We start from the raw sequence: 24,545 nt of genomic DNA on the forward strand, positions 1-24,545 counted from the left end.
GGCGCACGCCGGGCAGCCTACCCGGTCAGCCCGTGACCGGTTTCAGGCGTTGGGGCGCAGCGTCCAGACAACGGTCATCTCACCGGTCACCGCGCCGTCCTCGCGCTGGATGGCGATGCCGACCGGGAACTCGGGGCGTTCACCCGCGTCCAGCTCCGCGACGACGTCCGCGATGGGGCGGCCGAGGGTGGCGGTCGCCGTGACGACGCCCATCGCCAGCTTCCTGTAGCCGATCTCCGCTTTGACAGCGAGCGGTACGGCGCGGGACATCTGATCGCCGAAGGCGGCGATGACGATGGCTCCGCTCGCCGTCTCGGCGAGCGTGAACATCGCTCCGGCGTGCGGTCCGCCGACGTGGTTGTGGAAGTCGGCCTGGTCCGGCATACGGACGACGGCACGCTCGGCGGTGGTTTCGAGGAACTCCAGGTTCAGGGTCCTGGCCATGGGAACGGTGGCGGCGAGCATCTCGCCGACGGACATCTGATCAGCGCTCATGGAACGCGATGTTACCCACGAGTAGCGCGGCTTGGCCATCCCCAGTCGGGGGTGGACGTGGCAGCGGTGCGGCGGCACCTCTATCGTTGCTCGCCATGTGGCCAGGACAGCAGCCGCCCGGGGGCGAGCAGAACCCGCAGGACCAGAACCCGTACCAGCAGCCGGGGTACCAACAGCCGAATCCGTATCAGCAGCCGGGGTACCAGCAGCCGGGATACCAGCAGCCCAACCCGTATCAGCAGCCGACCGCGCCGCAGTACGCCGTGCCCGGGCAGCCGCCCGGTGGGCCACAGCCGCCGCAGGACAACAAGAAGACGACGACGATCGTCGCGATCGTCGCGGCCACCGCCGTTGTCGCAGCCGCGGTGATCACCGGTGTCTTCGTGCTGAACGACGAGGACAAGGGCACGACCGACGAGAGCGGCAAGGAGGCCGGCGCCTCCAAGACGCCGGCGTCGCAGAAGCCCAGCCAGGCTCCCGCTTCGCCGACCGAGAATCCGCGCGGCGGCGAGGACGCCAAGCCCACCATCGCGGGCTGGAAGGTCGTCACCAACCCGACGCGCGGTACGCAGTTCGACGTCCCGCCCACCTGGGAGGTCGCCGGGTCGGGCACGAGCACGTTCTTCGAGGACGAGAAGAAGAAGGACGGCTCTCCCGTCGTCGTCATGTCGTCCCCGGCGCACTACAAGAGCAAGTGGTGCACGTTCGACACGGACAAGGACGGCAAGCTCGAGCAGTGGGGCCTGGGTACCGTCGGCACCAAGGGCGGCAAGGGTGCCACCGACAGCGCCACGGCTGCCTACAACGAGGCCGGCAACTGGGTGTGGGCCGGCTATGCGCAGACGGAGCCCAAGGGCACGGTCAAGATCACCAAGGCCAAGCCCTACACCTCCAAGTCCGGACTCTCCGGCAGTGTCGCGACGGCCACCGCCCTGGGCGTCAAGAAGGACAACAAGTGCGAGACGGACGGCAAGTCGATCGCCTTCAGCTTCAAGAACAGCAAGGGTGACTTCACCAGCTGGGTCCTCTACGCCAACAAGGGCGTCCCGGACGAGGTACCGGACGCGACCATCGCGCAGATTCTGAGCACCGTGCGGCTGGCGGGCACTCCTACCGGATAAGTCGTCCGGAGCCGGTGTCGGCCTGAGTTCCGAACGGGCGCGGGGGGCGCGGGACTTTTCCCGCACCACCCGCGCCCGACCCGGCCCTGCCCGACCCGGCCCGGCCCGACCAGTCAGTCCCGACCGGTCCGGCTCTCCGCCCTCAGCCGTCTTCCGGCATGGGTGCCGGCCGGGCCTCCTTCGTCCGTTCCGGCGTCCAGTAGTCACGTACCTCGTCGGGCCTCTGCCCCACATCGCTGCCGGTGGTCCCGGAGTCCGGCTGCGGCTCGGGGTCCGGGACGGCCGCGGCGGTACGCCATGCGGCCACCGCCACGACAACGGCGAGCAGAGCAGCGGCGGTTCCCCATCGGGTCAAGCTACTGCGACGCATCGGACTGCTCCTGTCGGGTTGTCAGGTGACGCCGCCCTGAGCGTCGAACATCGCCTTGACCGCGTCATCGAAGTACGAGCTCCGGTTCCAGCCGCCTGCGGCGAGCGTGCTCATCGCCCCGTTGACGGACCCCAGGCCGGTGGCATCGTTGAACTCCCGCAGCCACGGCCCGCCACTTGATCCGCCGCCGAAGTCACACTGAATTTCAATACGGCCGTCGCTGACCGCTCGCGTGGTGCCCTGGCAGGCCCACTGGAGTTCGCCGTTGTCGCGGTTGCCCGGGTAGCCCATCACAGTCACGGCCTGGGTGCGCGAGAAGTTCCAGCTCAGTCCGTGACCGCCGGTGACATTGACGATCTTGTTGCCGTTGAGCGGCCAGGTGGTCACCATCGCCACGTCCCGGCCGAGGTCGCTGCTGCTGATCCAGGTGTTGAAGGTGCGGAACTGCTTGGCGGCGAAGGTGCCGAAGGGACGGGCACCGGAGCGGTAGCGCGGCGCATAGGTCCAGTTTGTCATCCACGTGCCACCGCTGCCCCCGTGCACACAGTGCCCGGCGGTGATCAGCAACTGCTTGGAGGCGCTGTTGAGGGCACTGGCCGAGCAGGTGTAGTTGAGGCCGTTGCTGGGATTGGTGAAGAACACCTTGCCCACCGCGGCGGATTCATTGATCAGCGGCCTGACCGTGTCCGATCTTCCTTGGGCGGGCGGCGTCGATCCCTGCCGACCGGTGGGTCCGGCCTTGCTCTGGGCGGCGCGCGGCGACCCGGCCACCCGGTCGAGCGAGATGGCTGTCCTCATCCGCTCCGGTGTCCAGTAGCGAGCCAGCGCGGTGGCGGCGGCCGGCGAGTCGACCGGCGCACCGCCGGCGAGCCGCGCGGTGGCGGTGGCGGTCGTCGCGGCTGCGGCGGGGACGGCGGCGGATCCGGGCCCGGTGGGGGCGGGTTCCGCCATGGTGGGACCCGCCCCGGCCAATGCCAGCAATGCGGCAGTGGCCAGCGGTAGAAGTGCGTGTCTCAGACTGCGCACGAGTGATACCCCCAATGGTCGATTCGGACGCACATTGCTGGAATTCGCCAGTCAACGCGCGGAGCAGTAGCGACCGTAGGTCTGGCAAGTACCCAAGGGATAGTCAGAAATCAGTCCCTCCGCTATTCGTAGCCGTGCCGCGCATTTCAGTCAGTCCCGGTCCACCGCTTGTTTGCCGAATACTTGTGTGCGGGGTATTGACGAGTGCAGGTGCCGTATGGCGCCTTGACACGGCATCAGCAGACGGGACGGGCAAACACGCCTGCCTTCACCTCACCTTGTGAAATTCGGCAGCCGTGCGGGGGGGCATTCCTGTGATGAGCCGCCGGGGCACCGCGGCCGGCTGGACGCAGAAATTTGCTGCATCTCCGCCGGAAAGCGAGACACTTTTCCGGCGGAGTGATCAGGGCATCGCGCGGCCTTTCATCAGCCCCGTGCCATTCGCCCTTGAGCCACTTAACTGATCGTCGTCGCGGGCCCGGCCGCGCCGTGCCCAGGTGCGGCTCTGGACGGCCCTTGGGGGCTTCATGCCCCGGCATGCCTCATCGTCGAAGCATGGTCGCAGCGGCAGCCCCGACGCCCTCAGCCGATACTGAAGGCGCCGTCGGGCGGCTCGGGTGAAGCCACCGCCTCGGCGTCCCGTACCGCCGTCGCGTCCCCGATGAGCCGCTTCAGCGACTGGCCGTGCTCGACCCGGGCCGGGAAGGCGTCGGAGGCGGTGCGGCGCGCCAGGTCCGCCGTGTCGATGGGGGCGTGCGAGGCGAGCAGCACAGCGTTGCCGAAGCGGCGGCCGCGAAGTACGGCCGGTTCGGCGATCAGCGCGAGCTCCTCGAACACGGCCGCGAAGGTGGCCAGTTGGGAGCGGAGGAAGGCAAAGGGCGCGCCGTCGGCGAGGTTGGCGGCGTAGATACCGTCCGGCCGCAGCACCCGTTCCGCCGCGCGCGCGTACTCGACCGAGGTGAGATGGGCGGGCACCCGGGAACCGCCGAAGACATCGGCGATCAGCACGTCCGCCGAGTCCTCAGGAGCCGCTTCGACCCAGGTGCGGGCGTCCGCCCCGTGCACCTCGATCCCCGATCCTTCCGGCAGCGGAAGCCTCTCTGCGACCAGCGCCAGCAGCCCATGGTCGGCCTCCACCACGTGCTGGCGCGAGCCGGGCCGGGCCCCGGCCACATAGCGGGGCAGGGTCAGTGCCCCGCCTCCCAGGTGGAGCAGATCGAGCGGAACGCCGTCGTCCGCGACGGAGTCGACGACATGGGCGAGCCGCCGTACGTACTCGAACTCCAGATGCGTGGGCGCGTCCAGGTCGACGTAGGACTGGGGCGCGCCGTCGACGGTCAGCAGCCAGGCCCGTTCCCGGTCCACATCGGGCATGAGCCTGGCGGTGCCTCCGTCGACATCGCGGATGACGGGTATCTGCTCGTTCACACTCTCATTGTGCCCAGAGTGCGGCGACGGCCTCGACGTGCGCGGCGGCCTGGGCCAGCCCCGCGCGGGCGGCGGGCGCCCGGAGAGCGGGGTCGCTCAGGTGACGCCCGAAGACCTTCCTGGCAGCCGCGTCCGGGGTGACGACCTCGACACGGGCGCCGGCGGCGGCGAGCCGGGCGGCCTGGGCGCGGGGCGAGACGACCACCTTGTTGCCGGAGGCGATGGGCGCGATGACGACGACCCGCTCGTATCCGGCGGCGAGATGCGCGTTCGCCGTGGAATGCACTCCCCCGTCGATCCACGTGCGGCCGTCGATGGTCACGGGCGGCCAGACACCGGGGATGGCGCAGCTGGCGGCAACAGCGTCCACCAGCGGCACACCGCTCTCCTTGTCGTAGGCCCTCAGCTCGCCCGTGACGGCATCGACCGCGGTCACGAGCAGTCGGCGCTCGGGCCATGTGTGCGAGACGAGACGCCCGGCGATCACCTCGCGCCGCACGGCTTCGTCGACGGTGTCGGCGGCGAGCGCCATCCGGCCGAGCTTTCGGCCGTACGCCTCGGGCGTACGGGAGGTGAGGATGGCCAGGACGTACGTGAGCAGCGGCAGAGCGAGCCGGCTGCCGATCTCCCCGGCAGGGGCGGCGAGTTGACGCTCGTACAGCTCGGCGATGCCCAGTTTCCCGGACCTGAGCTGCGCGCCGACGACCGAACCGGCCGAGCTGCCGATGACGAGGTCGGCGGTGGAGAGGTCCACTCCCGCCTCGGCGAGTCCGTGCAGAATCCCGAACTCCCAGCCCACGCCGGTGATTCCGCCCGCTCCGAGTACCAGTGCCGTGTCTGCCATCCGGTCAGTCTGGCGCACAGCACCGTGCCCGCCTCCCGTGGGTTACGGGAGGCGGGCACGGCAGGTCAGACCAGCTCGGTCACCGTGCCGGCGCCGACAGTGCGGCCGCCCTCGCGGATCGCGAAGCCGAGCCCGGCCTCCAGCGGCACGTCACGGCCCAGCTCGACGGTCACGGTGACCGTGTCGCCGGGGCGCGCGACGGCCGTCTCGCCGAGGTCGACATCGCCGACGACGTCCGCCGTGCGGATGTAGAACTGCGGCCGGTAGCCGGTGGAGACCGGCGTGGTGCGGCCGCCTTCCCGCGCCGACAGGACGTACACCTGCGCGGTGAAGCGGCGGCTCGGTACGACGCTGCCGGGCGCGGCCACCACATGGCCGCGGCGCACCGCGTCCCGTGGCATCCCGCGCAGCAGCAGCGCGACGTTGTCGCCTGCCTCCGCCGACTCCATCGGCTTGCCGAAGGTCTCGAGCCCGGTGACCACCGTCTCCGTGTCCGCGCCGAGTACCTGTACACGGTCGCCGACGCGGACGGTGCCGCGCTCGACGGCGCCGGTGACGACCGTGCCTCGCCCGGTGATGGTGAGGACGTTCTCCACCGGGAGCAGGAACGGCGCGTCCGTGTACCTGACGGGCATCGGCACGTAGGTGTCGACGGCGTCGAGCAGCGCCTCGACGGCGGCGGTCCAGCGGGGGTCGCCCTCCAGCGCCTTCAGCCCGGAGACCCTGACGACCGGTGCGGCGTCACCTCCGTAGCCATTGGCCGTCAGCAGCTCGCGGACCTCCAGCTCCACCAGGTCGGTGAGCTCGTCGTCGCCCGCGTCCGCCTTGTTGAGGGCGACGACGATGTGGTCGACGCCCACCTGGCGGGCGAGCAGGACATGCTCGGCGGTCTGCGGCATGACGCCGTCGAGCGCGGAGACGACGAGGATCGCCCCGTCCAGCTGGGCGGCTCCCGTCACCATGTTCTTGACGTAGTCGGCATGGCCGGGCATGTCCACATGCGCGTAGTGCCGGGTGTCGGTCTCGTACTCGACGTGCGCGATGTTGATGGTGATGCCGCGCAGGGCCTCCTCGGGGGCCCGGTCGATCCGGTCGAAGGGCACGAAGGTGCCGGTCCCGCGCTCGGCGAGGACCTTGGTGATGGCGGCGGTCAGCGTGGTCTTGCCGTGGTCGACGTGGCCCATGGTGCCGATGTTGAGGTGCGGCTTGGTGCGTACGTATGCCGTCTTGGGCATGGCTGATTCCCTCGGTCTTCCTCGGAACTCGAAGCGTGATGGGACCCCTGGGCCTTGCCGACCCTCCCCCTGTGGGGTCCGCCGGACAATCCGGGAAGGGTCAGCTTCGGGCGCCGTCGAGGGGCGCTGCGGCAGCGGCTGCGACCGCTGCGGGGAATGCGGCAGCCTTCGGCGCGTCCGCGACTGCGGACGGCGCTGCGAGGAAGGCGTACCGGAACATGTGGTTGATATTCGCCTACGGCCGTGGCCGCGTCGAATGGTTTTCCGCGTACGGGAGTTCAGCAGGTCACAGGTGCTTCGTGGCTTCTCGGACGGACAGGGCGAGAGCCTCTCGCGGGCGCCGTCGACGAAGTCGCTCACCGCGTCCGGATCGCCAGTGGGCCGACGACGGGCGAGGCGAGCGTGTCGACGGTGTCCCACCGGGTGACTGTGACGACGGGCCGGTGGACGACCGGCAGCAAGCCGGACGAGCAGCCCGGGCTCATCAGGCTCACATTACGGCGATCACATCCCTGTGTCGGTTAGTCTCCCCGGATGCTCGACCCCGTCCCCAGGCCGTCCGCCGGCCTCGCCATCCGCTGTACCAGGGCGCTGTTCTCGCCGTGGTCGCGGCTGTCGCTGCTCGTGGCCGTGCTGGCCGCGGCGGCGGTGACGGTGGTGCTGTACGAGCCGCAGCGGCTGCTCTCGGCGGGCTGGCCGCCGCAGTTGAGCGGCGGCGCCGCGGTCGTGATGTTCGGTGTCGCGTACGGGGCATGCACGGCGGCGTTCGTACCGAGGCCGCTGCTGAACCTGGCGGCGGGAGCGCTCTTCGGCTCGCAGGCCGGTTTCGTCTCGGCGCTGGCCGGGACGGTGCTGGGGGCAGGTATCGCGTTCACGCTCGGCCGGGTGCTGGGCCAGGACGCGCTGCGGCCGCTGCTGCGGGGCCGCTGGCTGAAGGCCGCCGACAGTCAGCTGAGCCGGCACGGCTTCCGTTCGATGCTGGCGCTGAGGCTCTTCCCGGGTGTGCCGTTCGCCGCGGCCAACTACTGCGCGGCCGTGTCCCGCATGGGCTACCTGCCTTTCCTGCTGGCGACGGGCCTGGGCTCGGTCCCGAACACAGCGGCGTATGTGGTGGCGGGCAGCCGGGCGGGTTCGCCGACGTCACCGGCGTTCCTGATCGCGATGGGTTTCATCGTGCTGACCGGGGCGGGTGCGGCCGTGGTCGCCTGGCGCAAGCGTGACGGGCTGCGCGGCGCGGCTACCGCTGAAGACCACCGAGCCACGGCCGCAGCCGCCACGGCAGCGTCGCGGCGGACGGGGCCGGGCGCCAACTGAGGGCGCCCCCACTGGGGTCCCACAGGGGCTGCGGCATTCGGGTTCACCCAAGGACGCTACGCTGCCTCAGAACTGGCGCATGATCGGGAACGCTACGCGCCGTCAGACCGTGATCATTTCTTGGGTGGCGTAGTTTTCGATGTCTTGGTTCGAATCATTCATCCTCGGGCTCGTCCAGGGGCTGACCGAGTTCCTTCCGATCTCCTCCAGCGCGCATCTGCGGCTCACGGCCGCGTTCGCCGGCTGGAACGACCCGGGCGCGGCGTTCACGGCCATCACCCAGATCGGCACGGAGACCGCTGTCCTCATCTACTTCCGCAAGGACATCGTCCGGATCATCTCCGCCTGGTCCCGTTCGCTGATGAACAAAGAGATGCGCAGCGATCACGACGCCCAGATGGGCTGGCTCGTCATCGTCGGCTCGATCCCGATCGGTGTGCTCGGCGTCACATTCAAGGACCAGATCGAGGGCCCTTTCCGTGATCTGCGGCTGATCGCAACGACCCTGATCGTGATGGGCATCGTCCTCGGCATCGCCGACCGTCTGGCCGCCCGTGACGAGGCGGGCGGCAAGCACCGCGCCAGCAAGGAGCGCAAGACCCTCCAGGAGCTGAGCGTCAAGGACGGTCTGATCTACGGCGTCTGCCAGGCGATGGCGCTGATTCCCGGCGTCTCCCGCTCGGGCGCCACGATCAGCGGTGGTCTGCTGATGGGCTACACCCGTGAGGCGGCGGCACGCTATTCGTTCCTGCTGGCCATCCCGGCCGTCCTGGCCTCCGGTGTCTTCGAACTGAAGGACGCGAGCCAGAGCGGGCATGTGTCCTGGCCGCAGACGATCTTCGCGACGATCATTGCCTTCGCGGTGGGCTACGCGGTGATCGCGTGGTTCATGAAGTTCATCACTACGAAGAGTTTCATGCCGTTCGTGATCTACCGGATCCTGCTGGGAATCGCACTGTTCATCCTGGTCGGCACGGATGCGCTGAGCCCGCACGCGGGTGAGTCGGCCGGTTGACGCTTCCGGCCGCGGTGAAGACGGCTGACATACCGAGGCCGTACCTTGGTGGGCATGTCCCCCTCTCCCCGCGAGTCGGAAACTGCGTTGTCCGCGACCGAGCTGAACACCCGGATCCGTGAGCTGTGGGCGGACGGGGAGCTCCCCGACGACCGGCGGCAGGAGTACGAGGCGCTCGTGGTGGAGTGGGCCACGGCGGCGCTCGAGGACGTCCAGCCCGCCGCCTGAATGCGGACCCGTACCCCTCGACCTGCGGTCCCGGCGGCACCGGGGCACTCTGGGGACATGGCCTGGCAGGCACCGATCGTCGTGGATCCGCCCTCTCCCGGAGGCGGGCGGCGTGTCACCGTGCGCGGAGAGATCGTCGGCCTCGCGCACAGCGACAAGGACCTCATCGAGTTCCTGCGGCGGGCCGGGCTCGAGGACGCGGACATGATCCTCGATGACCCCCACCTCGTCGAATGGCGCGGCGGCCGCGCGCACCAGGGGTACGCGGCTTGAGTAATCACTCGGCTAGCCTGAGCGCACAATGAACCGTTTGACGACGTCATGGGGCGAGTTCGACCTCGCCCGCTTCCCCGAGGATCCTCGCGACCAGCTCCGGGCCTGGTCCGCGGCCGATGAGTACCTTCTCCGGCGGCTCAAGGGGATCGACGACGCCGGGCCCACGGACCTCTCCGGCACCGTGGTCGTCGTCGGCGACCGGTGGGGCGCCCTGGTCACCTCGCTCGCGGAGCACCGTCCCATACAGATCACCGACTCCTTCCTCGGCCAGCAGGCGACCCGGGCGAATCTTGCGCGCAACGGCATCGACCCGGACTCGGTGCGGCTGCTGTCGGTCAGGGAGCTGCCGCCGGAGCGGATCGACGTACTGCTGATCCGGGTGCCCAAGAGTCTCGCGCTGCTGGAGGACCAGCTGCACCGTCTCGCACCCGCCGTCCACCCGGACACCGTCGTCATCGGTACGGGGATGGTCGCGGAGATCCACACCTCCACACTGAAGCTCTTCGAGCGGATCCTCGGTCCGACCCGGACCTCACTGGCGGTGAAGAAGGCGCGGCTGATCTTCTGTACGCCCGATCCGCAGCTCGCCCGGGTCCCCAGCCCCTGGCCGCTGCAGTACGCGCTGCCCGCCGATGTCGGCGCGCTCGCGGGCCGGAAGGTCACCAACCACGCGGGCATCTTCTGCGCCGAGCGTCTCGACATCGGTACGAGATTCTTCCTCCGCAGCCTTCCGGAGCGCCGCGGCGCCGAGCGAATTGTGGATCTGGGCTGCGGCAACGGGGTGATCGGCACGGCCGCCGCGCTGGCCAATCCGGAGGCCGCGGTGACGTTCGTCGACGAGTCGTTCTCCGCGGTGGCCTCGGCCGAGGCCACCTACCGGGAGAACGTCGCTTCGGACGCCAGGGCGGAGTTCCTGGTGGGCGACGGACTCTCCGGCGTGCCGGACGGGACCGTGGACCTGGTGCTGAACAATCCGCCGTTCCACTCGCACCAGGCGACGACGGACGCGACGGCCCGCCGGATGTTCGGCGGATCGCGCCGTGTGCTGCGTCCCGGAGGGGAGCTGTGGGTCATCGGCAACCGCCACCTCGGCTACCACGCCAAGCTGCGCCGCCTCTTCGGCAACTGCGAAGTCGTCGCGAGCGACCCGAAGTTCGTCGTCCTGCGAGCGGTCAAACGCTGACGGACACGGTCGGCCCGGTCATCGGGCGGCGTCCTCCTGCCACTGCTCGTAGGGGACACGGGCGATCTCGCGTACGCCGCCGAACGTGCCCCACTCGTTCTTGCCCAGCCGGGTGAGCGGCGCGAGCCTCGTCACCTCCGGGTGCCCGTGCGCCATGACCTCCTCGCTGATCGCCGCGTGCACCACCCGGCCGAAGACGACGGTCGAGTCGCCCAGCAGTACGGTGCTGTGCAACTCGCACTCGAGCGCCACCGGTGAGGCCGCGACGCGCGGCGGCTTCACGCGCAGGCTCGCCTCCCGGGCGACGCCGACCGCATCGAACTCGCTGATACCGCGCGGGAAGTCGGTGGCCGTCGCATTGATCTGCTCGAAGAGCGGTTCGGGCGCGAAGTTGACCACGAAGGCGCCGGTGTCCTCGATATTGCGCAGCGAGTCCTTACGGCCGACCGAGGTGAACTGCACGACCGGCGGCGACACGCAGGAGATGGTGAAGAACGAGTGCGGGGCGAGGTTGTCGGTTCCCTCCGCGGACGTGGTGGAGACCCAGGCGATCGGCCTGGGGACGACGGTGGCGGTGAGCAGCCGGTAGAAGGTGTCGCGGTCGCACTGGGCGGGGTCGTAATCGATGCGCATGGGGGCAGTATGGCGGCCGACGCGCGGATCCGTGGGTCCGCGAGGTTCCGCCGAACTGACGGAGATCGACCGTTTGCTGACCAAGAGCGGGTGACTGGCGTGCACAGCCCTTGGCGTAAGGCCCGCGCTGCCCGAAACTGACCGGATGACGCAGCGCGTGGATCTCGCGACCGTGATGGACCGGCTGACCATCGATGAATTGATCACCAGTTACGCGGTGGCCGTGGACGATGCCGACTGGGGTGCCTACCGGGCTCTGTTCACGCAGGAAGGGCGCGCGGACTACCGCAGCTCGGGCGGTATCGAGGGCCCGGCCGCCGAGGTCGCCGACTGGATGGCGGAAACAATGCGGCTCTTTCCCGTACGCCAGCACCTCATCGTCAACCGGCGGCTGCACATCCAGGACCTGGGCGGCTATCCGGGCGACCGTGCCGAGGTGCAGGCCGACTATGTGAACCCGATGCGGCTGGAGTCGGGCGACGACTTCGTCTCCGGCGGACGGTACGCCTTCAGCCTGCTGCGTACGGACGCAGGCTGGCGGCTGCGCACCGTGGTGATCCACGAGAAGTGGCGGCGGGCCGTCGGGGCACTCGCCGGGAGCTGACACACCGGGGCGCACTGTCGGTGCCGGTCCCGCTCCCGCACACTGGAGGGGACACTGCCCGCGGGCCCTTCGAGGCAGGACGAGGAGGCGCGGCATGCGGATTCCGGGCGCCCGGCGGGAGCTGGGCGACGGGCGCGATCGGTGGGAGCGCTCGCGGCAGAAGCTGTCGTCTCGCTGGTGGCGCGGCGCAGCCGCGGTGGCGGCCGGGGCACTGCCAGTGCTCGCCTTCCCGGAGCCGTCCCTGTGGTGGTTCGCGTATATCGCGCTGGTGCCGTGGATGCTCCTCGTCCGGTCCGCGCCCACAGCTCGCCGTGCGGCGGTCGACGGCTGGCTGGGCGGCATCGGTTTCATGATTGCCGTGCACCACTGGCTGGTGCCGAGTCTGCATGTGTTCATCGTGGTGCTGGCGGCGCTGCTCGGGCTGATGTGGGCGCCGTGGGGGTGGCTGGTGCGGTGGCTGCTCGGCGGGACGCCGTCGCCGGCCCGCGCAGCCGTTGCCCTCGCCGCTGTCCCCTCGGGCTGGCTCATGATCGAACTGGCCCGGTCCTGGGAGGGTTTGGGCGGCCCCTGGGGTCTGCTCGGAGCCAGTCAGTGGGAGGTATCTCCTGCTCTACGGCTCGCGTCGGTGGGTGGCGTGTGGCTGGTGAGCCTGTTGGTGCTCGCGGTGAATACGGCGTTCACCGTGCTGGTGGCGGTGCCGAAGGCCCGAACGGCGGCGGTGGGCGGCGGCCTCGTCTGCGCGCTCACCACAACCGCGGTCTGGATGTGGGCCCCGCACCCGCACCAGTCGGGCCGGGCCCGGATCGCGATCGTGCAGCCGGGGGTCGTCGACGGCATCGGCAGCGTCGACCGACGCTTCGCCCGCAGCGAGGAGCTCACCCGTCAACTGGCGGGCCAGGACGTCGATCTGGTGGTCTGGGGCGAGAGCAGTGTCGGCGCGGATCTGCGCGAACGCCCCGATCTCGCGGCACGGATCGCCGTACTCTCGCGCGCCGTCGGCGCCGACGTGCTGGTCAATGTGGACGCCCGGCGCGAGGACCCCTCGGGACGCGCCGGAATCTTCAAGAGCTCTGTCCTGGTCGGTCCGCAGGGTCCGACGGGCGACCGCTACGACAAGATGCGGCTGGTGCCCTTCGGTGAGTACATACCGGCCCGTACGCTGCTGGGCTGGGCGACCTCGGTGGGCAAGGCCGCGGGCGAGGACCGGCTGCGGGGCAGCCGCCCGGTGGTGATGGTGCTGCCGGGCGCCGGGGAGGGCGGACTGCGGCTCGGGCCGCTGGTCTGCTTCGAGTCGGCGTTCCCCGATATGAGCCGGCGGCTCACCCGGGACGGCGCGCAGCTGCTGATCGCGCAGTCGGCGACCTCGTCGTTCCAGGGGAGTTGGGCGCCGGAGCAGCACGCCTCGCTGGCGGCGCTGCGGGCGGCGGAGAGCGGGCGTCCGATGGTCCATGCGACGCTCACCGGCGTCAGTGCGGTGTACGGTCCCGGCGGCGACCGGGTCGGCGGCCTCCTCGGTACGGACAGCAGCACCAGCGCCTTCTACGACGTCCCGCTGGCCGGCGGCACGACGCTGTATGTCAGGTTCGGCGACTGGCCGGTCTACGCGGCGCTCGCCGTCCTCGCGGCCGTGTGTGCCACCGAGGGCACGCGGGCTCTCAGGCGGCCTGCTCCAGGGCTTGCCGCACCACCCGTTCACACAGCTCATGAGTCCGCAGCGCATCATGCGCGGTGAGCAGTTTTCCGGCCCGTACGGCGTCGAGGAAGGAGAACACCGACTGCTCGATGCCGCGCTGCCTGGCGACGGGCACCCAGTCGCCGCGCCGCCGTACGCTCGGCTGACCCTTGTGGTCGACGATCTCCGCGAGGTTGCGGACCTCCCGCTTGCTGTCCTGTCCCGACACCTCGAGGATCTCCTCGGTGGAGCCGCTCTTACGGTTCATCGTCCCGATGGCGGTGAATCCGTCGCCGGACAGCTGCAGCACGACATGGTGCATCAGTCCGTCGACGATCCGCGCCCTTACGTCGGTGTGGTCGACCGGTCCCGGGACCAGGAAGCGCAATGTGTCGACGACATGGATGAAGTCGTCGAGGACGAGGGTGCGCGGGTCCTCCGCGAGGCCGACACGGTTCTTCTGCATCAGGATCAGCTCGCGCGGGTGCTCCAGGCACTGGGCGTAGCCGGGCGCGAGACGGCGGTTGAAGCCGACGGCCAGGCTGGTGCCGCGCTCCTCGGCGAGGCCCACCAGCCGCTCGGAGTCGGCCAGTTCGTACGCGAGCGGTTTGTCGACGTACGTCGCCACTCCGGCCTCCAGGAGCCGGGTGACGATCTCGGCGTGGGTGGAGGTCGGAGCGTGCACGAAGGCGGCGTCCAGGTCCTCGGCGAGGAGGGCGCCGAGGTCCGTGTGGCACCGCTCGGCGGGGATGTGATGGGTCTCGGCGACCCGTGACAGGGTGGCCGGTGTGCGGGTCTGCAGATGCAGTTCCACCCCGGGCAGGGTGGTGAGCACCGGCAGATAGGCCTTCTGCGCGATGTCGCCGAGCCCGATGCAGCCGACCTTCACAGGGGCCTCCCTTGGCGCTGTGCCGATTGTGCTTCTGGTACGTCCTGTGCTCCGGCAGCATACGTGCGCTGCGGCGGCTGCCAGTCGGCGATGCCGTCGAAAGTCCGCAGGACGAGGCCGGGGCCGAGCCGGGAAACCGCGGACATCAGGGTGTTGCGCACCGCGACGGCCGGAGTGCTGGTCAGGGACATCAGCCTGGCGATCTGCGCGGACTTGCGGACGACGGCGGCGGTGCGCGGCAGCCGCTCGGCGCTGTATGCGGCGAGGCCGGCGGCCAGGTCGCCGCCGGGCGCCGCGTGGTGGGCGAGGACGATGCCGTCCTCGATGGCCTGGTTGCCGCCCTGACCGAGGGTGGGGGCCATGGCGTGGGCGGCGTCGCCCAGGAGCACGGTGCGGCCCCGGTGGAAGGCCGGCAACGGCTCGATGAGGTGGTGGACATCGTTGCGCAGTACGAGGCCGGGTTCGGCGGCCGTGAGGATCGCGGGGATCGGGTCGTGCCAGGAGCCGAAGCGGCGCAGCAGTTCGGCCTTCTCGTCGTCCACCGCGCGGGCTCCGGCAGGGGCGACAGCCGCCGCGTACGCGTAGATCCGGCCGTCCTTGAGCGGCTGGGTGCCCCAGAGTGCGCCGGATCCCCAGGTCTCGTGGGGTGCGAAGGGCAGGTCGGGCGCGGGGACGACCACGCGCCAGGTGGTGAATCCGGAGTAGGAAGGTCCGGGGTGCTCGGGGAAGAGGACCCGGCGTACGGCGGAGTTGATGCCCTCCGCACCGACGACCAGGTCGGCCTCGATCTCGCCACCTGGCGTGGTGACCCGGGCCGGGCGGCCGCCGACGACTCCCGGGTCGGCGAGCGTGGCGGGACTGCCGGTGCGCACGGCGTCGGCGGGCAATCGGGAGGCGATCCGGTCGATCAGGGTGGCGCGGTGGACCAGGACCAGTGGTCCGCCGAAGCGTTCGGCCGCGGCGGCGCTGTTCGTACGCGAGAGCCAGCGGCCGCCCGGATCGCGCATGCCTCCGTCGCCCTGCCAGGCGGCCATGTCGCGGATGTCGTCGCCGAGGCCGATGACATCGAGGGCGCGCTGGGCGTTGGGGGCGAGGCCGATGCCGGCGCCGACCGGTTCAAGGGATGCGGCGCGCTCCAGGACGGTGACCTGCCAGCCGGACAGGCGCAGGGCCACGGCGGCGGTCAGTCCGCCGATTCCGCTTCCGATGACAACGGCTCGTGGTCCGGGCACGACGCCTCCTCGATGCGTTGAAGCACTGCCGCACGTGATGCCTGATGCGGTAACTACATCTGTAGTGATACGCTCACCCTACTACAGCTGTAGTTGAAGCGGTAGGTTGAGCTCATGGCCGCACGCACCCCCACGAGCACCTCCCGTGCCGAACTCATCGCCGACGCCGCGCTGAGACTGCTCGCCGAGCGCGGGATGCGCGGGCTCACCCACCGGGCGGTGGACGAGGCCGCCGGGCTTCCGCAGGGCTCGACGTCCAACTACGCGCGCACCCGGCAGGCGCTCCTTGAAACCGCGGTACGGCGGCTGGCGGAGCGTGAGGCGGCCGTCCTGACCCCGGACGGCTTGCCCGTACCGGACGGCGGCACGGACGGCCTGGTCGACGCACTCGCGCTCGCACTGCACCGTTATCTGACCCGCCATCGCGAACTGCTCGTCTCCCGCTACGAACTGGCCCTCGAGGCCACCCGCCGGCCGGAGCTGCGAGAGTTCTACGACGCGACCGGCAGCCAGTTCCGCGAGCCGCTCAAAGCGCTGATGGCCGCGGCAGGCTCCACCGAACCGGAGCGCCACGCACTGTCGTTGGCTGCCTGGTGCGAGGGGTTGATGTTCTCCTGCGCGGCGGGGTCGTACCACGCGGCCGTCCCGGAACCGGCGGAGCTGCGCACCGGATTCCGTGAGCAACTGCGGGGGATGCTCGGCGGATAAGCCCTGGCGGCACCGCGTCGCGTGGTTCAGGATGATCGCCATGACGACACCTGAACGCACCGAACCGTCCACCACCGCGGGCGAGCGCGACATGTTGGAGGGCTGGCTCGAATACCACCGCGAGACCCTGGAAATGAAGTGCGCCGGCCTGAACGACGAGCAGCTGCGGCAGCTGTCCGTGCCGCCCTCCGAGATCTCGCTGCTCGGACTCGTACGGCACATGGCGGAGGTCGAGCGGGGCTGGTTCCGCAACATCCTGGCCGGGGAAGGCGTCGAGTACCTCTACTCCAACGACGACCGCGACGGCGACTTCCACGCCACGGAGCAGGACACCTATGCCGAGGCGTACGCGGCCTGGCAGGCCGAGATCGTACGGGCCCGTGAGCTCGCGGCCTCCCGGACACTCGACGATGTGGGCACGGGCAAGCACCGCAGCGGGGAGACCTTCAACCTGCGCTGGATCATGACGCACATGATCGAGGAGTACGCGCGCCACAACGGCCACGCCGACCTCCTCCGCGAGCGGATCGACGGCGCGACCGGCGAATGACAGCGAATGACGCAGGCCCCCGGCACATCACCGGCAACTGACCGGCGTCACCCGTGCGGGCCATTATGTGCCGGTACGCCGGTGAACGTGCTCCCGTGCACAGCAGAGTTGCGCGGGTGCACCGAACAAGAACCGCCGCAAAGGTCCTGGTAGGAGTGGCCGCCTGGGCCGTCACCGGCTGTGTTGCCGTCGAGCCGCCGCGCGCGCCCGCACCCCCGCCTGCGCCGGCCGGCCGGCCGGCGCAGGTCGTGGAGCCACAGATCGTGCAGGGCCCGGCCCGCGAGGTCCTGGAGCCCCCTTCTGCGGCCGGGTCGCCTCCGGCCGGGACCACCGCTCCCCTGTCGCCACCCGCCATCGGACATGCGCCGCGCGTGCGGCCAAGGCCGCGGCCGCCGAAACCCCGGACCGTGAAGCCGCCCGCCCCGGCGCCTGTACCACCGGTCCTGCCGACCGCCCGGCCCGACATCTGCGCCTTGGGCGAGGAGTACGGCCGGTTGCCGCCCGACAGCCCGCAGGCCCGGATCTGCCGCGAGATCTACGGGAATTGAGCCTCACTCGCCGCGCAGTCCGTGCTCCAGCCGGTCAATAGCGGCACGGACGCCGTTTTCGTAACCGTCGTCCCCCAGGGCATCCGTCGCCGCGCGCGCCCGGTCGAGATGGACCCGCGCGGCCTCGGGGCGCTGCAGCTTCACATAGTCGGCCGCGAGACTGAGATGCAGCGAGGGAAAGAAGGCCCGCACCGCGAGCGCCTCCTGGCGCCGGGCCAGCCGCTCGTCGCTCAGACCCTCGGCCGCCGACAGCGCCCGCAGGTCCCAGGCGAGCTCGTCGCCGGGGTCGTCCTGGGTGTCCGCCATGTAGTGCGCGAGCGTGCAGCGGTGGAGTGGATCACCGGCCTCGCCGATCTCCGACCAGAGCGCGCCGAAACGATTGCGCGCCTCCTCGCGGTCCCCGCCGTGCAGCAGCATGATCGCTTGCCCGATCCGGGTCATGACGGCGTCCCCCGACGCCTCCTGCTGCTCCATCACTGCGGCCTCCCACGTCCGTGCGGCGAATTGCGACCCGCGGCGTCAGCCGCTTGTGCTGACGCCACAGATCACGACGCTAGCCGCCGCCACCGACATTGCCGCACAGGCTCGGGCACCTGCCCGAGCCTGTCAGCCGGGTGCGCGAACGCTCAGCCGAGGTCCGGGATCCGCCAGTCGATGGGCTCGTGCCCCTGGGCCGCGACCGCCTCATTGATCTGCGTGAACGGACGGGAGCCGAAGAACTTCTTCGCGGACAGCGGCGAGGGGTGCGCACCCTTCACCACCACATGCCGCTCCTCGTCGATCAGCGGCAGCTTCTTCTGCGCGTAGTTGCCCCAGAGGACGAACACCGCCGGGTCGGGCCGGGAGGCAACGGCGCTGATCACCGCGTCCGTCACCCTCTCCCACCCCTTGCCCTTGTGGGAGTTGGCCTCGCCGGCCCGCACCGTCAGCACCGCGTTGAGCAGCAGAACACCCTGCTCGGCCCACGGCATCAGATAGCCGTTGTCCGGGATGGGGTGGCCCAGCTCCTCCTTCATCTCCTTATAGATGTTCCGCAGGGAGGGCGGGGTCCTGACGCCCGGCCGCACGGAGAAGCAGAGGCCGTGCCCCTGCCCTTCTCCGTGGTACGGATCCTGGCCGAGGACCAGGACCTTGACGCGGTCGTACGGCGTCGCGTCGAGGGCGGCGAAGACCTCTTCGCGCGGCGGATAGACCGGCCCCTTGGCCCGCTCCTCCTCGACGAACTCGGTGAGCTCCTTGAAGTACGGCTTCTGCAGCTCTTCGCCGAGGACGCCGCGCCAGGACTCGGGCAGCATGTCGGTGTCGGTCACGTCAACAACCTCCGGAATGCGATCAGTTCTCGACCACAGAACCTACCGGGGGCCACTGACAACGGGGTCTACCAGCTGGCCTTGCGGTACAGCTGCCACATCTGCATGAACGTCTGCGGGTTGATCGCGAGTTCGCCGCCGCCGATCTCCTCGCTGGAGGCGACGTACATCTTGCCCTGCCACAGCGGCAGCAGCCGGACATCGTCGCCGAGGATCTCCTGCGCCCGCTCGAACTCCTTGGTCACCGCACCGCGGTCACTCTCGCGCCGGGACGCGGGCAGCAGCTGGTCGGTGATCTCGGGGCTCTGGTACGGAATGCTGAGCGCGTTCTTCTCGCCGACGAACGGCGCCACAAAGTTGTCCGGGTCCGGGAAGTCGGGGAACCAGCCGCGTCCGAAGACGGGGTACTCGCCGGCCTTGTAGGCCTTCTGGAAGTCCTTCTCGGGCCTGCCCTCCACCGTGATCTTGAACAGGCCGGAGGCGTCGAGCTGCCGCTTGAGCTCGGCGAACTCGGGCTTGGAGGCGGAGCCGTAACGGTCGGAGGAGTACCCGAACGTCAGCGGCACCGGCTTGGTGATGCCGGCGTCCTTGAGGATGACCCGCGCCTTGTTCACATCCGGCTCGCCATAGCGGTCGAACAACTCGGTGGTGTGGCCGAAAATACCCTTGGGGACCATGGAGTACAGCGGCTCGGCCGTGCCCTGGTAGACCTTGGCGACCAGCGCGTCGCGGTCGATGACCTGGGCGATCGCACGGCGTACGGCGATCTTGCCCGCCATGGGGTCCTTGGAATTGAAGACGAGGTAGCGGATGTCGGCGCCGACCGTCTCGACGAGCTGGAGGCGGTCGTACTCCGGCTGCTTCGACTGGAACTTGACGACCTCCGCCGCGGTCAGACCACGGTAGATCGCGTCGATCTCCTTCTTCTTGAGAGCTCCGACCATCACGTCGGAGTCCTGGAAGTAGCGGATGTCGACGGCGTCGTTCTTGAGCTTGGCGAACCCGTTGTACTCGGAGTTCTTGGTCAGCTCTGCCCGGTCGCCCTTCTTGTACGAACTCAGGACGTACGGCCCCGAACCGGTCAGCCCGCCGTCCTCGCGGAGCTCGTCCGCCGGGTACTCCTTGGGCGGGACGATGGACATGGCGGGCGTGGCCAGGATGAACGGGAACGTGGCGTCCGCCGTCTTGAGGCTGAACTTCACGGTGCGGTCGCCGACGGTCTCGACCTTGCCGAGAGAGCCGAGCAGACCGTTGGGGCCACCCTTCGCATCGATCTTCTGGATCCGCTCGATGGAATACTTGACCGCCGCCGCGTCGAGCTTGTCACCGTTGGAGAAGGCAAGGCCGGGCTTCAGCTCGCACTCGAAGACCTTGTTGCTGGGGTTGGTGAAGCGGCAGGATTGCGCGGCGTCGGGCTGCGGCGTTGTGACGCCGGACGGGAAGCTGACCAGCGTCTGGAAGACATTGCTCAACAATTCCCATGAGCCGTCCCAGGCTGCGGCCGGATCGAGGGTGGTGGGCTCACTCATCGTACCGACCGTAATCTTCTGCTCGCGCTCGGTGCTCTCACCCGAAAACAGGCTGCATCCGGCCAGCAGAGATATGGACGCTAGGGCTGCAGCGGCCTGCAGACAGGTCCGGTAGAACACGTGCACGCTCCTCGTTCAGCCATGGGTCGGCCGACCATACCGCAGCGCCCCGCCGGATCAACCTGGTGGCCCGGCGGGGCACTTGGCTCAATCAGGAACAAACCGTCTCAGTGCGCCTCTGTGCGCGTTAGTGCACACCGGCATTCAGGAAGATACCTCCATCGACCACCAGTGTCTGCCCTGTAATCCAGTCCGACTGGTCGGAGGTGAGGAAAGCGGCCGCTCCGCCGATGTCCTCCGGCACTCCGAGCCGGCCCAGCGGGTAGGCCGCGGCCGCCTCCGCCTCACGGCCCTCGTAGAGCGCCTGGGCGAACTTGGTCTTGATCACTGCGGGTGCGATCGCGTTGACCCGTACGACCGGGGCGAACTCGTGCGCGAGCTGCAGGGTCAGATTGACCATGGCCGCCTTGCTCATGCCGTACGCGCCGATGAAGGGCGAGGCGGAGATGCCGGCGACCGAGGCGATGTTCACGATCGCACCGCCGTTCTCCTTCTGCCAGGCCTTCCAGGTCTGCTGCGCGAATCCGAGCGCCGAGATCACATTGGTCTCGAAGACCTTGCGCGCCACATTCAGGTCGAGCTCGGCGATCGGGCCGAAGACCGGATTCGTGCCGGCGTTGTTGACCAGGAAGTCGACGCGGCCGAACGCCTCCATGGTGCGCGCGACGGCGGCCGCCTGGTGGGCCTCGTCATGAGCCTTGCCCGCGACGGCGATCACCCGGTCCGAGCCGAGCTGCTCCACGGCCTCCTTGAGCGCATCCTCACCGCGGCCGGTGATGCACACCCGGTCGCCGCGGGCGACGAGCGCCTCCGCGATGCCGTAACCGATACCGCGGCTCGCGCCCGTGATCAGGGCGACCTTTCCGCTGTCCTGTACCTCTGCGGTCATGTTCGTCGTCTCCCGATTCAGTTGAGCGGTCCGCCGGCCACGTACATGACCTGGCCGGAGACAAAGCCGGCCTCCTCGCCCGTGAAGAAGGCGATGGCGTTGGCGATGTCCTCGGGCCAGCCGACGCGCTGGACCGGGATCTGGGTGGCGGCGGCGGCCTGGAACTCCTCGAAGCCCATGCCGATGCGGGCGGCCGTCTGGGCCGTCATCTCGGTGACGATGAATCCGGGGGCGACGGCGTTGGCGGTGATGCCGAACTTGCCGAGCTCCTTGGCGAGGGTCTTGGTGAGGCCCTGCAGACCGGCCTTGACGGCGGAGTAGTTGGCCTGGCCGCGGTTGCCGAGCGCCGAGCTGGAGGAGAGCGAGACGATACGGCCGAATCCGGCGTCCACCATGTGCTTCTGGCAGGCCTTGGCCATCAGGAACGCGCCCTTGAGGTGCACGTTCATCACGATGTCCCAGTCGGACTCGCTCATCTTGAAGAGCAGGTTGTCGCGCAGCACCCCCGCGTTGTTGACGAGGATCGTGGGCGCGCCGAGCTCGGCGGCGACGCGCGCCACGGCGGCCTCCACCTGCGCGCTGTCGGACACGTCGCAGCCGACCGCGAGGGCCTTGCCGCCCGCCGCGGTGATCTTCTCGACGGTGTCCTTGCAGGCCGCCTCGTCGAGGTCGAGCACGGCTACAGCGCGGCCTTCCGCCGCCAGCCGTACCGCGGTGGCGGCGCCAATCCCGCGCGCGCCCCCGGTCACGACGGCGACGCGCTGCTCGGTGGTGGACATGCTGGTTCTCCTCGCCCTGGAAACTCTGGAAACCCTCTGCCGTCGGCTCTCGGTCGCTGAGCGACCGCTTAGTACCTTCAGCAGTCGAGACGCTAGAAGCCCTGGCACGCGGTGTCAACGGCACCGGGGGCCAACGGCGCATGTCACATCCTGGCGAGCCGTCCCTCAGCACACCACTGGCGCACCGTCAGCGCACCAGCAGGTCGAGCAGCCGCTCCACCTCGGCCTCTGGATCGGCTGTGAGTCCGGTGTGGACCGGGCCCGGCTGTACGACGGTGGAGCGCGGTGCGATCAGCCACCGGAAGCGGCGTCCGGCATCGTCGCGCGCGGCCTGGCCCGCGTCCTCGCCGCCGCGGCAGACGCCCTCGACGGCGTGCAGCGCGGCACGCACTCCGGTGACATCGGCGCGGGGGTCCAGCGCCTTGAGTTTCACCTCGTCCAGATGGGTACGGGCGGCCACGAAGGACTTGGCACGGCAGTAGACCACCACACCCGCGTTGAAGCATTCGCCGCGCTCGACGCGCGGCACCACGCGCAGCAGTGCGTACTCGAAGACATCGCGCTCACTCACTTGACGCCGCCCCGGTCCTGCTTGGTGGCGTGCGGCCACGGCGTGAGGTGATCGGTCAGCCAGCCCGGGGCCTGCGAGGGCCTGTCCTTGGTCGGAGCATCCAGGCTGATGCGCGTGTGGATCGTCGCGGCGCGCGGCAGCAGCGCCTCGACATAGGCACGGCGCACCTCATCGGTGGACTCGAAGCCCGGCTCGTCGACCAGCCACTCGTCGGGGACGTCGGCGGCGACCTCGGTCAGCAGCTCCTCGGTGACGAGCGGAGCGAGCTCGGCGGCGGCCGACGCGATATCGGGGCGGAAGGGAGCGAGGGCATGGTCCGAGGCGTCGTACGGCTTGGCGGCGGAGGCCTGGGCACCCGGCCAGTTGTGATGCCAGATCATGGTGGCGCCGTGGTCGATGAGCCACAGGTCGCCGTGCCACACCAGCATGTTGGGATTGCGCCAGGAGCGGTCGACGTTGTTGATCAGCGCGTCGAACCAGACGACTCTGCCGGCCTCGGCCGCGTCCACCTCGTAGGCGAGCGGATCGAACCCGAGCGAACCGGGCAGGAAGTCCATCCCGAGGTTCAGCCCGCCGCTCGCCTTCAACAGCTCCTGCACCTCCTGGTCGGGCTCGCCGAGACCGATGACCGGGTCCAGCTGGATGCTGACCAGTTCGGGCACCCGCAGCCCGAGCCGACGCCCCAGCTGTCCGCAGATGACCTCGGCGACCAGCGTCTTGCGGCCCTGTCCCGCGCCGGTGAACTTCATGACGTAGGTGCCCAAATCGTCGGCCTCGACAATTCCAGGCAGCGATCCGCCCTCCCGTAGGGGTGTGACGTAGCGGGTCGCGGTGACTTCCGTGAGCATTTTCCCAGGTTATCGGGTCCAGCGCCCGGTCTTCACGGGCAACGGTGCGGACCGAAGCCCACTCCTCCACCAGAACCCGGGATGAACAGGGGGGAGAATCCGGGGAGTTTGACTCCGAATTCACTCTCCCGCCACCCAACGGACGTTCGATGGCTGGCCCCCCCAGCAGCGTTCCCTCGAGGATCACGCAGCACGACCGAACGCCTGGTTGTGCGCGCCGGGTTACTGGTGCGCGGCTCGACCGGGCAGTCGAGGCCAGCCCAACAGATGCTTAGGTTAGGCTAAGCTAAGTGCTTGATCGGGGTGGGTGGAGTCCTGCCTGGGCCGCCGCGCCCTGCCCACGCCAGGCCCCCGATTCAGGGGTTCGCACGGCACCGAGGCGACGCGCGCCCGTGGCCCCGACCAGGCGCACATGTCATCAGGGAGGAGATTGCCCATGGGCTTGCCGGTCATCGGCTCCTATCCCATGCCCGACCGCTCCGCGATCCCTCCCTCGTGCGTTCCCTGGACGATCGATCCGGCACGGGCCGCACTGTTGGTCCATGACATGCAGAACCACTTCGTCCGGGCGTTTCCGGCGGGACGCTCCCCCGTGGTGGAGCTCGTCGACAACATCGCCGCCCTGCGCGAACTCGCGGGCACGCTCGGCATGCCGGTCGTCTTCAGCGCCGAACCGGCTGCGCAGCCTCCCGACCAACGCGGACTGCTGAGCGACATCTGGGGTCCGGGAATCGGCCCGGAGCCCGACGCCGCCGCGATCGTCCCGGCGCTGACTCCCCGGTCCGGCGAACATCTGCTGGCCAACGTGCGCCACAACGCCTTTCTCCGCAGCCATCTCGGCCGATTGCTGCGATCCACGGGCCGCGACCAGCTGATCGTCTGTGGTGTGTACGCGCATCTCGGCGTCCTGCTGACGGCGGCGGATGCCTGCATGAACGACATACAGCCCTTCGTCGTCGCCGACGCGGTGGCCGACATCTCCGCCGAGGAACACGCCATGGCGCTGCGGTGGGCCTCGCGCAGTGGCGTGGTGTCCACCACCGACGGACTGCTGCGCGACCTCCTGATCGGCAGGGCGACACACGGCGCATGACGGTGCATCAGAATTCACGGCCGGGAATCGGCCAG

General features: G+C 69.6%; 29 protein-coding genes. 12 read left to right on the forward strand and 17 right to left on the reverse strand.

Annotated elements, in window-relative coordinates; all coding sequences use genetic code 11:
- Positions 1-42: 42 nt before the first annotated feature.
- Positions 43-480: a DUF4442 domain-containing protein gene (locus ACFWDI_RS36975; protein WP_385311069.1), complete on the reverse strand. Its 438-nt coding sequence runs from the start codon at positions 478-480 to the stop codon at positions 43-45.
- 110 nt (positions 481-590) lie between these two features.
- Here ACFWDI_RS36975 and ACFWDI_RS36980 point away from each other — a divergent pair, with 110 nt between their 5' ends.
- Complete coding sequence (locus ACFWDI_RS36980; protein WP_385311008.1) at positions 591-1,616, forward strand: hypothetical protein; 1,026 nt, start codon at positions 591-593, stop codon at positions 1,614-1,616.
- A gap of 142 nt (positions 1,617-1,758) precedes the next feature.
- Here the strand turns inward: ACFWDI_RS36980 and ACFWDI_RS36985 are convergent, their stop codons facing one another.
- The 6 genes from ACFWDI_RS36985 to ACFWDI_RS37010 form a co-directional block, all read right to left on the reverse strand.
- Positions 1,759-1,986 (reverse strand): hypothetical protein, encoded by a 228-nt coding sequence (locus tag ACFWDI_RS36985; protein WP_385311010.1) that lies wholly within the window; start codon positions 1,984-1,986, stop codon positions 1,759-1,761.
- A gap of 21 nt (positions 1,987-2,007) precedes the next feature.
- A complete protein-coding gene (locus ACFWDI_RS36990; RefSeq protein ID WP_385311011.1) occupies positions 2,008-2,937 on the reverse strand; it encodes a trypsin-like serine peptidase in 930 nt (309 codons plus the stop codon).
- Positions 2,938-3,594: 657 nt separating this feature from the next.
- Complete coding sequence (locus ACFWDI_RS36995) at positions 3,595-4,440, reverse strand: spermidine synthase (RefSeq protein ID WP_385311012.1); 846 nt, start codon at positions 4,438-4,440, stop codon at positions 3,595-3,597.
- A gap of 4 nt (positions 4,441-4,444) precedes the next feature.
- Positions 4,445-5,284 (reverse strand): patatin-like phospholipase family protein, encoded by an 840-nt coding sequence (locus tag ACFWDI_RS37000; RefSeq protein WP_385311014.1) that lies wholly within the window; start codon positions 5,282-5,284, stop codon positions 4,445-4,447.
- Positions 5,285-5,349: 65 nt separating this feature from the next.
- A complete protein-coding gene (gene tuf, locus ACFWDI_RS37005; RefSeq protein WP_385311016.1) occupies positions 5,350-6,519 on the reverse strand; it encodes an elongation factor Tu in 1,170 nt (389 codons plus the stop codon).
- Between the two features lie 356 nt (positions 6,520-6,875).
- The gene (locus ACFWDI_RS37010; RefSeq protein ID WP_385311018.1) at positions 6,876-7,004 is read right to left on the reverse strand and encodes a hypothetical protein; all 129 of its coding nucleotides are present in this window, start codon (positions 7,002-7,004) and stop codon (positions 6,876-6,878) included.
- 49 nt (positions 7,005-7,053) lie between these two features.
- Between ACFWDI_RS37010 and ACFWDI_RS37015 the strand changes: the two genes are divergently transcribed.
- From ACFWDI_RS37015 to ACFWDI_RS37035, 5 genes are all read left to right on the forward strand, one after another.
- Complete coding sequence (locus tag ACFWDI_RS37015; protein ID WP_385311020.1) at positions 7,054-7,833, forward strand: TVP38/TMEM64 family protein; 780 nt, start codon at positions 7,054-7,056, stop codon at positions 7,831-7,833.
- 139 nt (positions 7,834-7,972) lie between these two features.
- On the forward strand, positions 7,973-8,848 hold the full coding sequence (locus ACFWDI_RS37020; RefSeq protein WP_385311022.1) for an undecaprenyl-diphosphate phosphatase: 876 nt from the start codon (positions 7,973-7,975) through the stop codon (positions 8,846-8,848).
- Positions 8,849-8,902: 54 nt separating this feature from the next.
- The gene (locus ACFWDI_RS37025) at positions 8,903-9,076 is read left to right on the forward strand and encodes a hypothetical protein (protein WP_385311024.1); all 174 of its coding nucleotides are present in this window, start codon (positions 8,903-8,905) and stop codon (positions 9,074-9,076) included.
- Positions 9,077-9,133: 57 nt separating this feature from the next.
- Positions 9,134-9,349 carry a hypothetical protein gene (locus ACFWDI_RS37030; RefSeq protein ID WP_385311026.1) on the forward strand — a complete coding sequence of 72 codons (216 nt, stop codon included), beginning with the start codon at positions 9,134-9,136 and terminating at the stop codon, positions 9,347-9,349.
- A gap of 28 nt (positions 9,350-9,377) precedes the next feature.
- Entirely contained in the window at positions 9,378-10,535 is a 1,158-nt protein-coding gene (locus ACFWDI_RS37035) for a methyltransferase (RefSeq protein ID WP_385311028.1), read from the forward strand.
- A gap of 18 nt (positions 10,536-10,553) precedes the next feature.
- Here ACFWDI_RS37035 and ACFWDI_RS37040 read toward each other — a convergent pair whose 3' ends face one another.
- A complete protein-coding gene (locus tag ACFWDI_RS37040) occupies positions 10,554-11,168 on the reverse strand; it encodes a flavin reductase family protein (protein WP_362685667.1) in 615 nt (204 codons plus the stop codon).
- Positions 11,169-11,313: 145 nt separating this feature from the next.
- Here ACFWDI_RS37040 and ACFWDI_RS37045 point away from each other — a divergent pair, with 145 nt between their 5' ends.
- Both ACFWDI_RS37045 and lnt read left to right on the forward strand, forming a co-directional pair.
- On the forward strand, positions 11,314-11,772 hold the full coding sequence (locus ACFWDI_RS37045) for a nuclear transport factor 2 family protein (protein ID WP_385311030.1): 459 nt from the start codon (positions 11,314-11,316) through the stop codon (positions 11,770-11,772).
- Positions 11,773-11,866: 94 nt separating this feature from the next.
- On the forward strand, positions 11,867-13,504 hold the full coding sequence (gene lnt, locus ACFWDI_RS37050; protein WP_385311032.1) for an apolipoprotein N-acyltransferase: 1,638 nt from the start codon (positions 11,867-11,869) through the stop codon (positions 13,502-13,504).
- On the opposite strand, the gene ACFWDI_RS37055 is transcribed toward lnt, so the two are convergent.
- Together ACFWDI_RS37055 and ACFWDI_RS37060 are read right to left on the reverse strand one after the other, a co-directional pair.
- Positions 13,428-14,333: a Gfo/Idh/MocA family protein gene (locus ACFWDI_RS37055; protein ID WP_385311034.1), complete on the reverse strand. Its 906-nt coding sequence runs from the start codon at positions 14,331-14,333 to the stop codon at positions 13,428-13,430. The genes lnt and ACFWDI_RS37055 overlap by 77 nt on opposite strands.
- On the reverse strand, positions 14,330-15,565 hold the full coding sequence (locus ACFWDI_RS37060; protein ID WP_385311035.1) for an FAD-dependent monooxygenase: 1,236 nt from the start codon (positions 15,563-15,565) through the stop codon (positions 14,330-14,332). Before ACFWDI_RS37060 ends, ACFWDI_RS37055 begins: the two co-directional genes overlap by 4 nt.
- Positions 15,566-15,679: 114 nt before the next feature.
- Between ACFWDI_RS37060 and ACFWDI_RS37065 the strand changes: the two genes are divergently transcribed.
- From ACFWDI_RS37065 to ACFWDI_RS37075, 3 genes are all read left to right on the forward strand, one after another.
- Positions 15,680-16,273, forward strand: a complete 594-nt coding sequence (locus ACFWDI_RS37065) for a TetR/AcrR family transcriptional regulator (RefSeq protein WP_385311037.1) — start codon at positions 15,680-15,682, stop codon at positions 16,271-16,273.
- Between the two features lie 40 nt (positions 16,274-16,313).
- A complete protein-coding gene (locus ACFWDI_RS37070) occupies positions 16,314-16,823 on the forward strand; it encodes a DinB family protein (protein ID WP_385311039.1) in 510 nt (169 codons plus the stop codon).
- A gap of 116 nt (positions 16,824-16,939) precedes the next feature.
- On the forward strand, positions 16,940-17,371 hold the full coding sequence (locus ACFWDI_RS37075; protein WP_385311041.1) for a hypothetical protein: 432 nt from the start codon (positions 16,940-16,942) through the stop codon (positions 17,369-17,371).
- Between the two features lie 3 nt (positions 17,372-17,374).
- Here ACFWDI_RS37075 and ACFWDI_RS37080 read toward each other — a convergent pair whose 3' ends face one another.
- The 7 genes from ACFWDI_RS37080 to ACFWDI_RS37110 all read right to left on the reverse strand — a co-directional run bounded on the left by ACFWDI_RS37080 (position 17,375) and on the right by ACFWDI_RS37110 (position 23,417).
- Entirely contained in the window at positions 17,375-17,848 is a 474-nt protein-coding gene (locus ACFWDI_RS37080) for a hypothetical protein (RefSeq protein ID WP_385311043.1), read from the reverse strand.
- Between the two features lie 149 nt (positions 17,849-17,997).
- The gene (locus ACFWDI_RS37085; protein WP_385311045.1) at positions 17,998-18,681 is read right to left on the reverse strand and encodes a uracil-DNA glycosylase; all 684 of its coding nucleotides are present in this window, start codon (positions 18,679-18,681) and stop codon (positions 17,998-18,000) included.
- A 68-nt stretch (positions 18,682-18,749) separates the two neighbouring features.
- Positions 18,750-20,330 (reverse strand): ABC transporter substrate-binding protein, encoded by a 1,581-nt coding sequence (locus ACFWDI_RS37090; protein WP_385311048.1) that lies wholly within the window; start codon positions 20,328-20,330, stop codon positions 18,750-18,752.
- Between the two features lie 127 nt (positions 20,331-20,457).
- The gene (locus ACFWDI_RS37095) at positions 20,458-21,219 is read right to left on the reverse strand and encodes an SDR family oxidoreductase (protein ID WP_385311049.1); all 762 of its coding nucleotides are present in this window, start codon (positions 21,217-21,219) and stop codon (positions 20,458-20,460) included.
- 17 nt (positions 21,220-21,236) lie between these two features.
- The gene (gene fabG / locus ACFWDI_RS37100) at positions 21,237-21,998 is read right to left on the reverse strand and encodes a 3-oxoacyl-ACP reductase FabG (RefSeq protein WP_385311050.1); all 762 of its coding nucleotides are present in this window, start codon (positions 21,996-21,998) and stop codon (positions 21,237-21,239) included.
- Positions 21,999-22,185: 187 nt separating this feature from the next.
- Positions 22,186-22,569, reverse strand: coding sequence for a DUF3037 domain-containing protein (locus ACFWDI_RS37105; RefSeq protein WP_327322141.1), 384 nt, complete (start codon positions 22,567-22,569; stop codon positions 22,186-22,188).
- Complete coding sequence (locus ACFWDI_RS37110) at positions 22,566-23,417, reverse strand: HipA family kinase (RefSeq protein ID WP_385311052.1); 852 nt, start codon at positions 23,415-23,417, stop codon at positions 22,566-22,568. Before ACFWDI_RS37110 ends, ACFWDI_RS37105 begins: the two co-directional genes overlap by 4 nt.
- Before the next feature lie 436 nt (positions 23,418-23,853).
- Here ACFWDI_RS37110 and ACFWDI_RS37115 point away from each other — a divergent pair, with 436 nt between their 5' ends.
- The gene (locus ACFWDI_RS37115; protein WP_385311054.1) at positions 23,854-24,510 is read left to right on the forward strand and encodes an isochorismatase family protein; all 657 of its coding nucleotides are present in this window, start codon (positions 23,854-23,856) and stop codon (positions 24,508-24,510) included.
- Positions 24,511-24,545 lie beyond the last annotated feature (35 nt).

It is taken from the genome of Streptomyces sp. NPDC060064, from assembly GCF_042736455.1.
GTDB lineage: Bacteria > Actinomycetota > Actinomycetes > Streptomycetales > Streptomycetaceae > Streptomyces.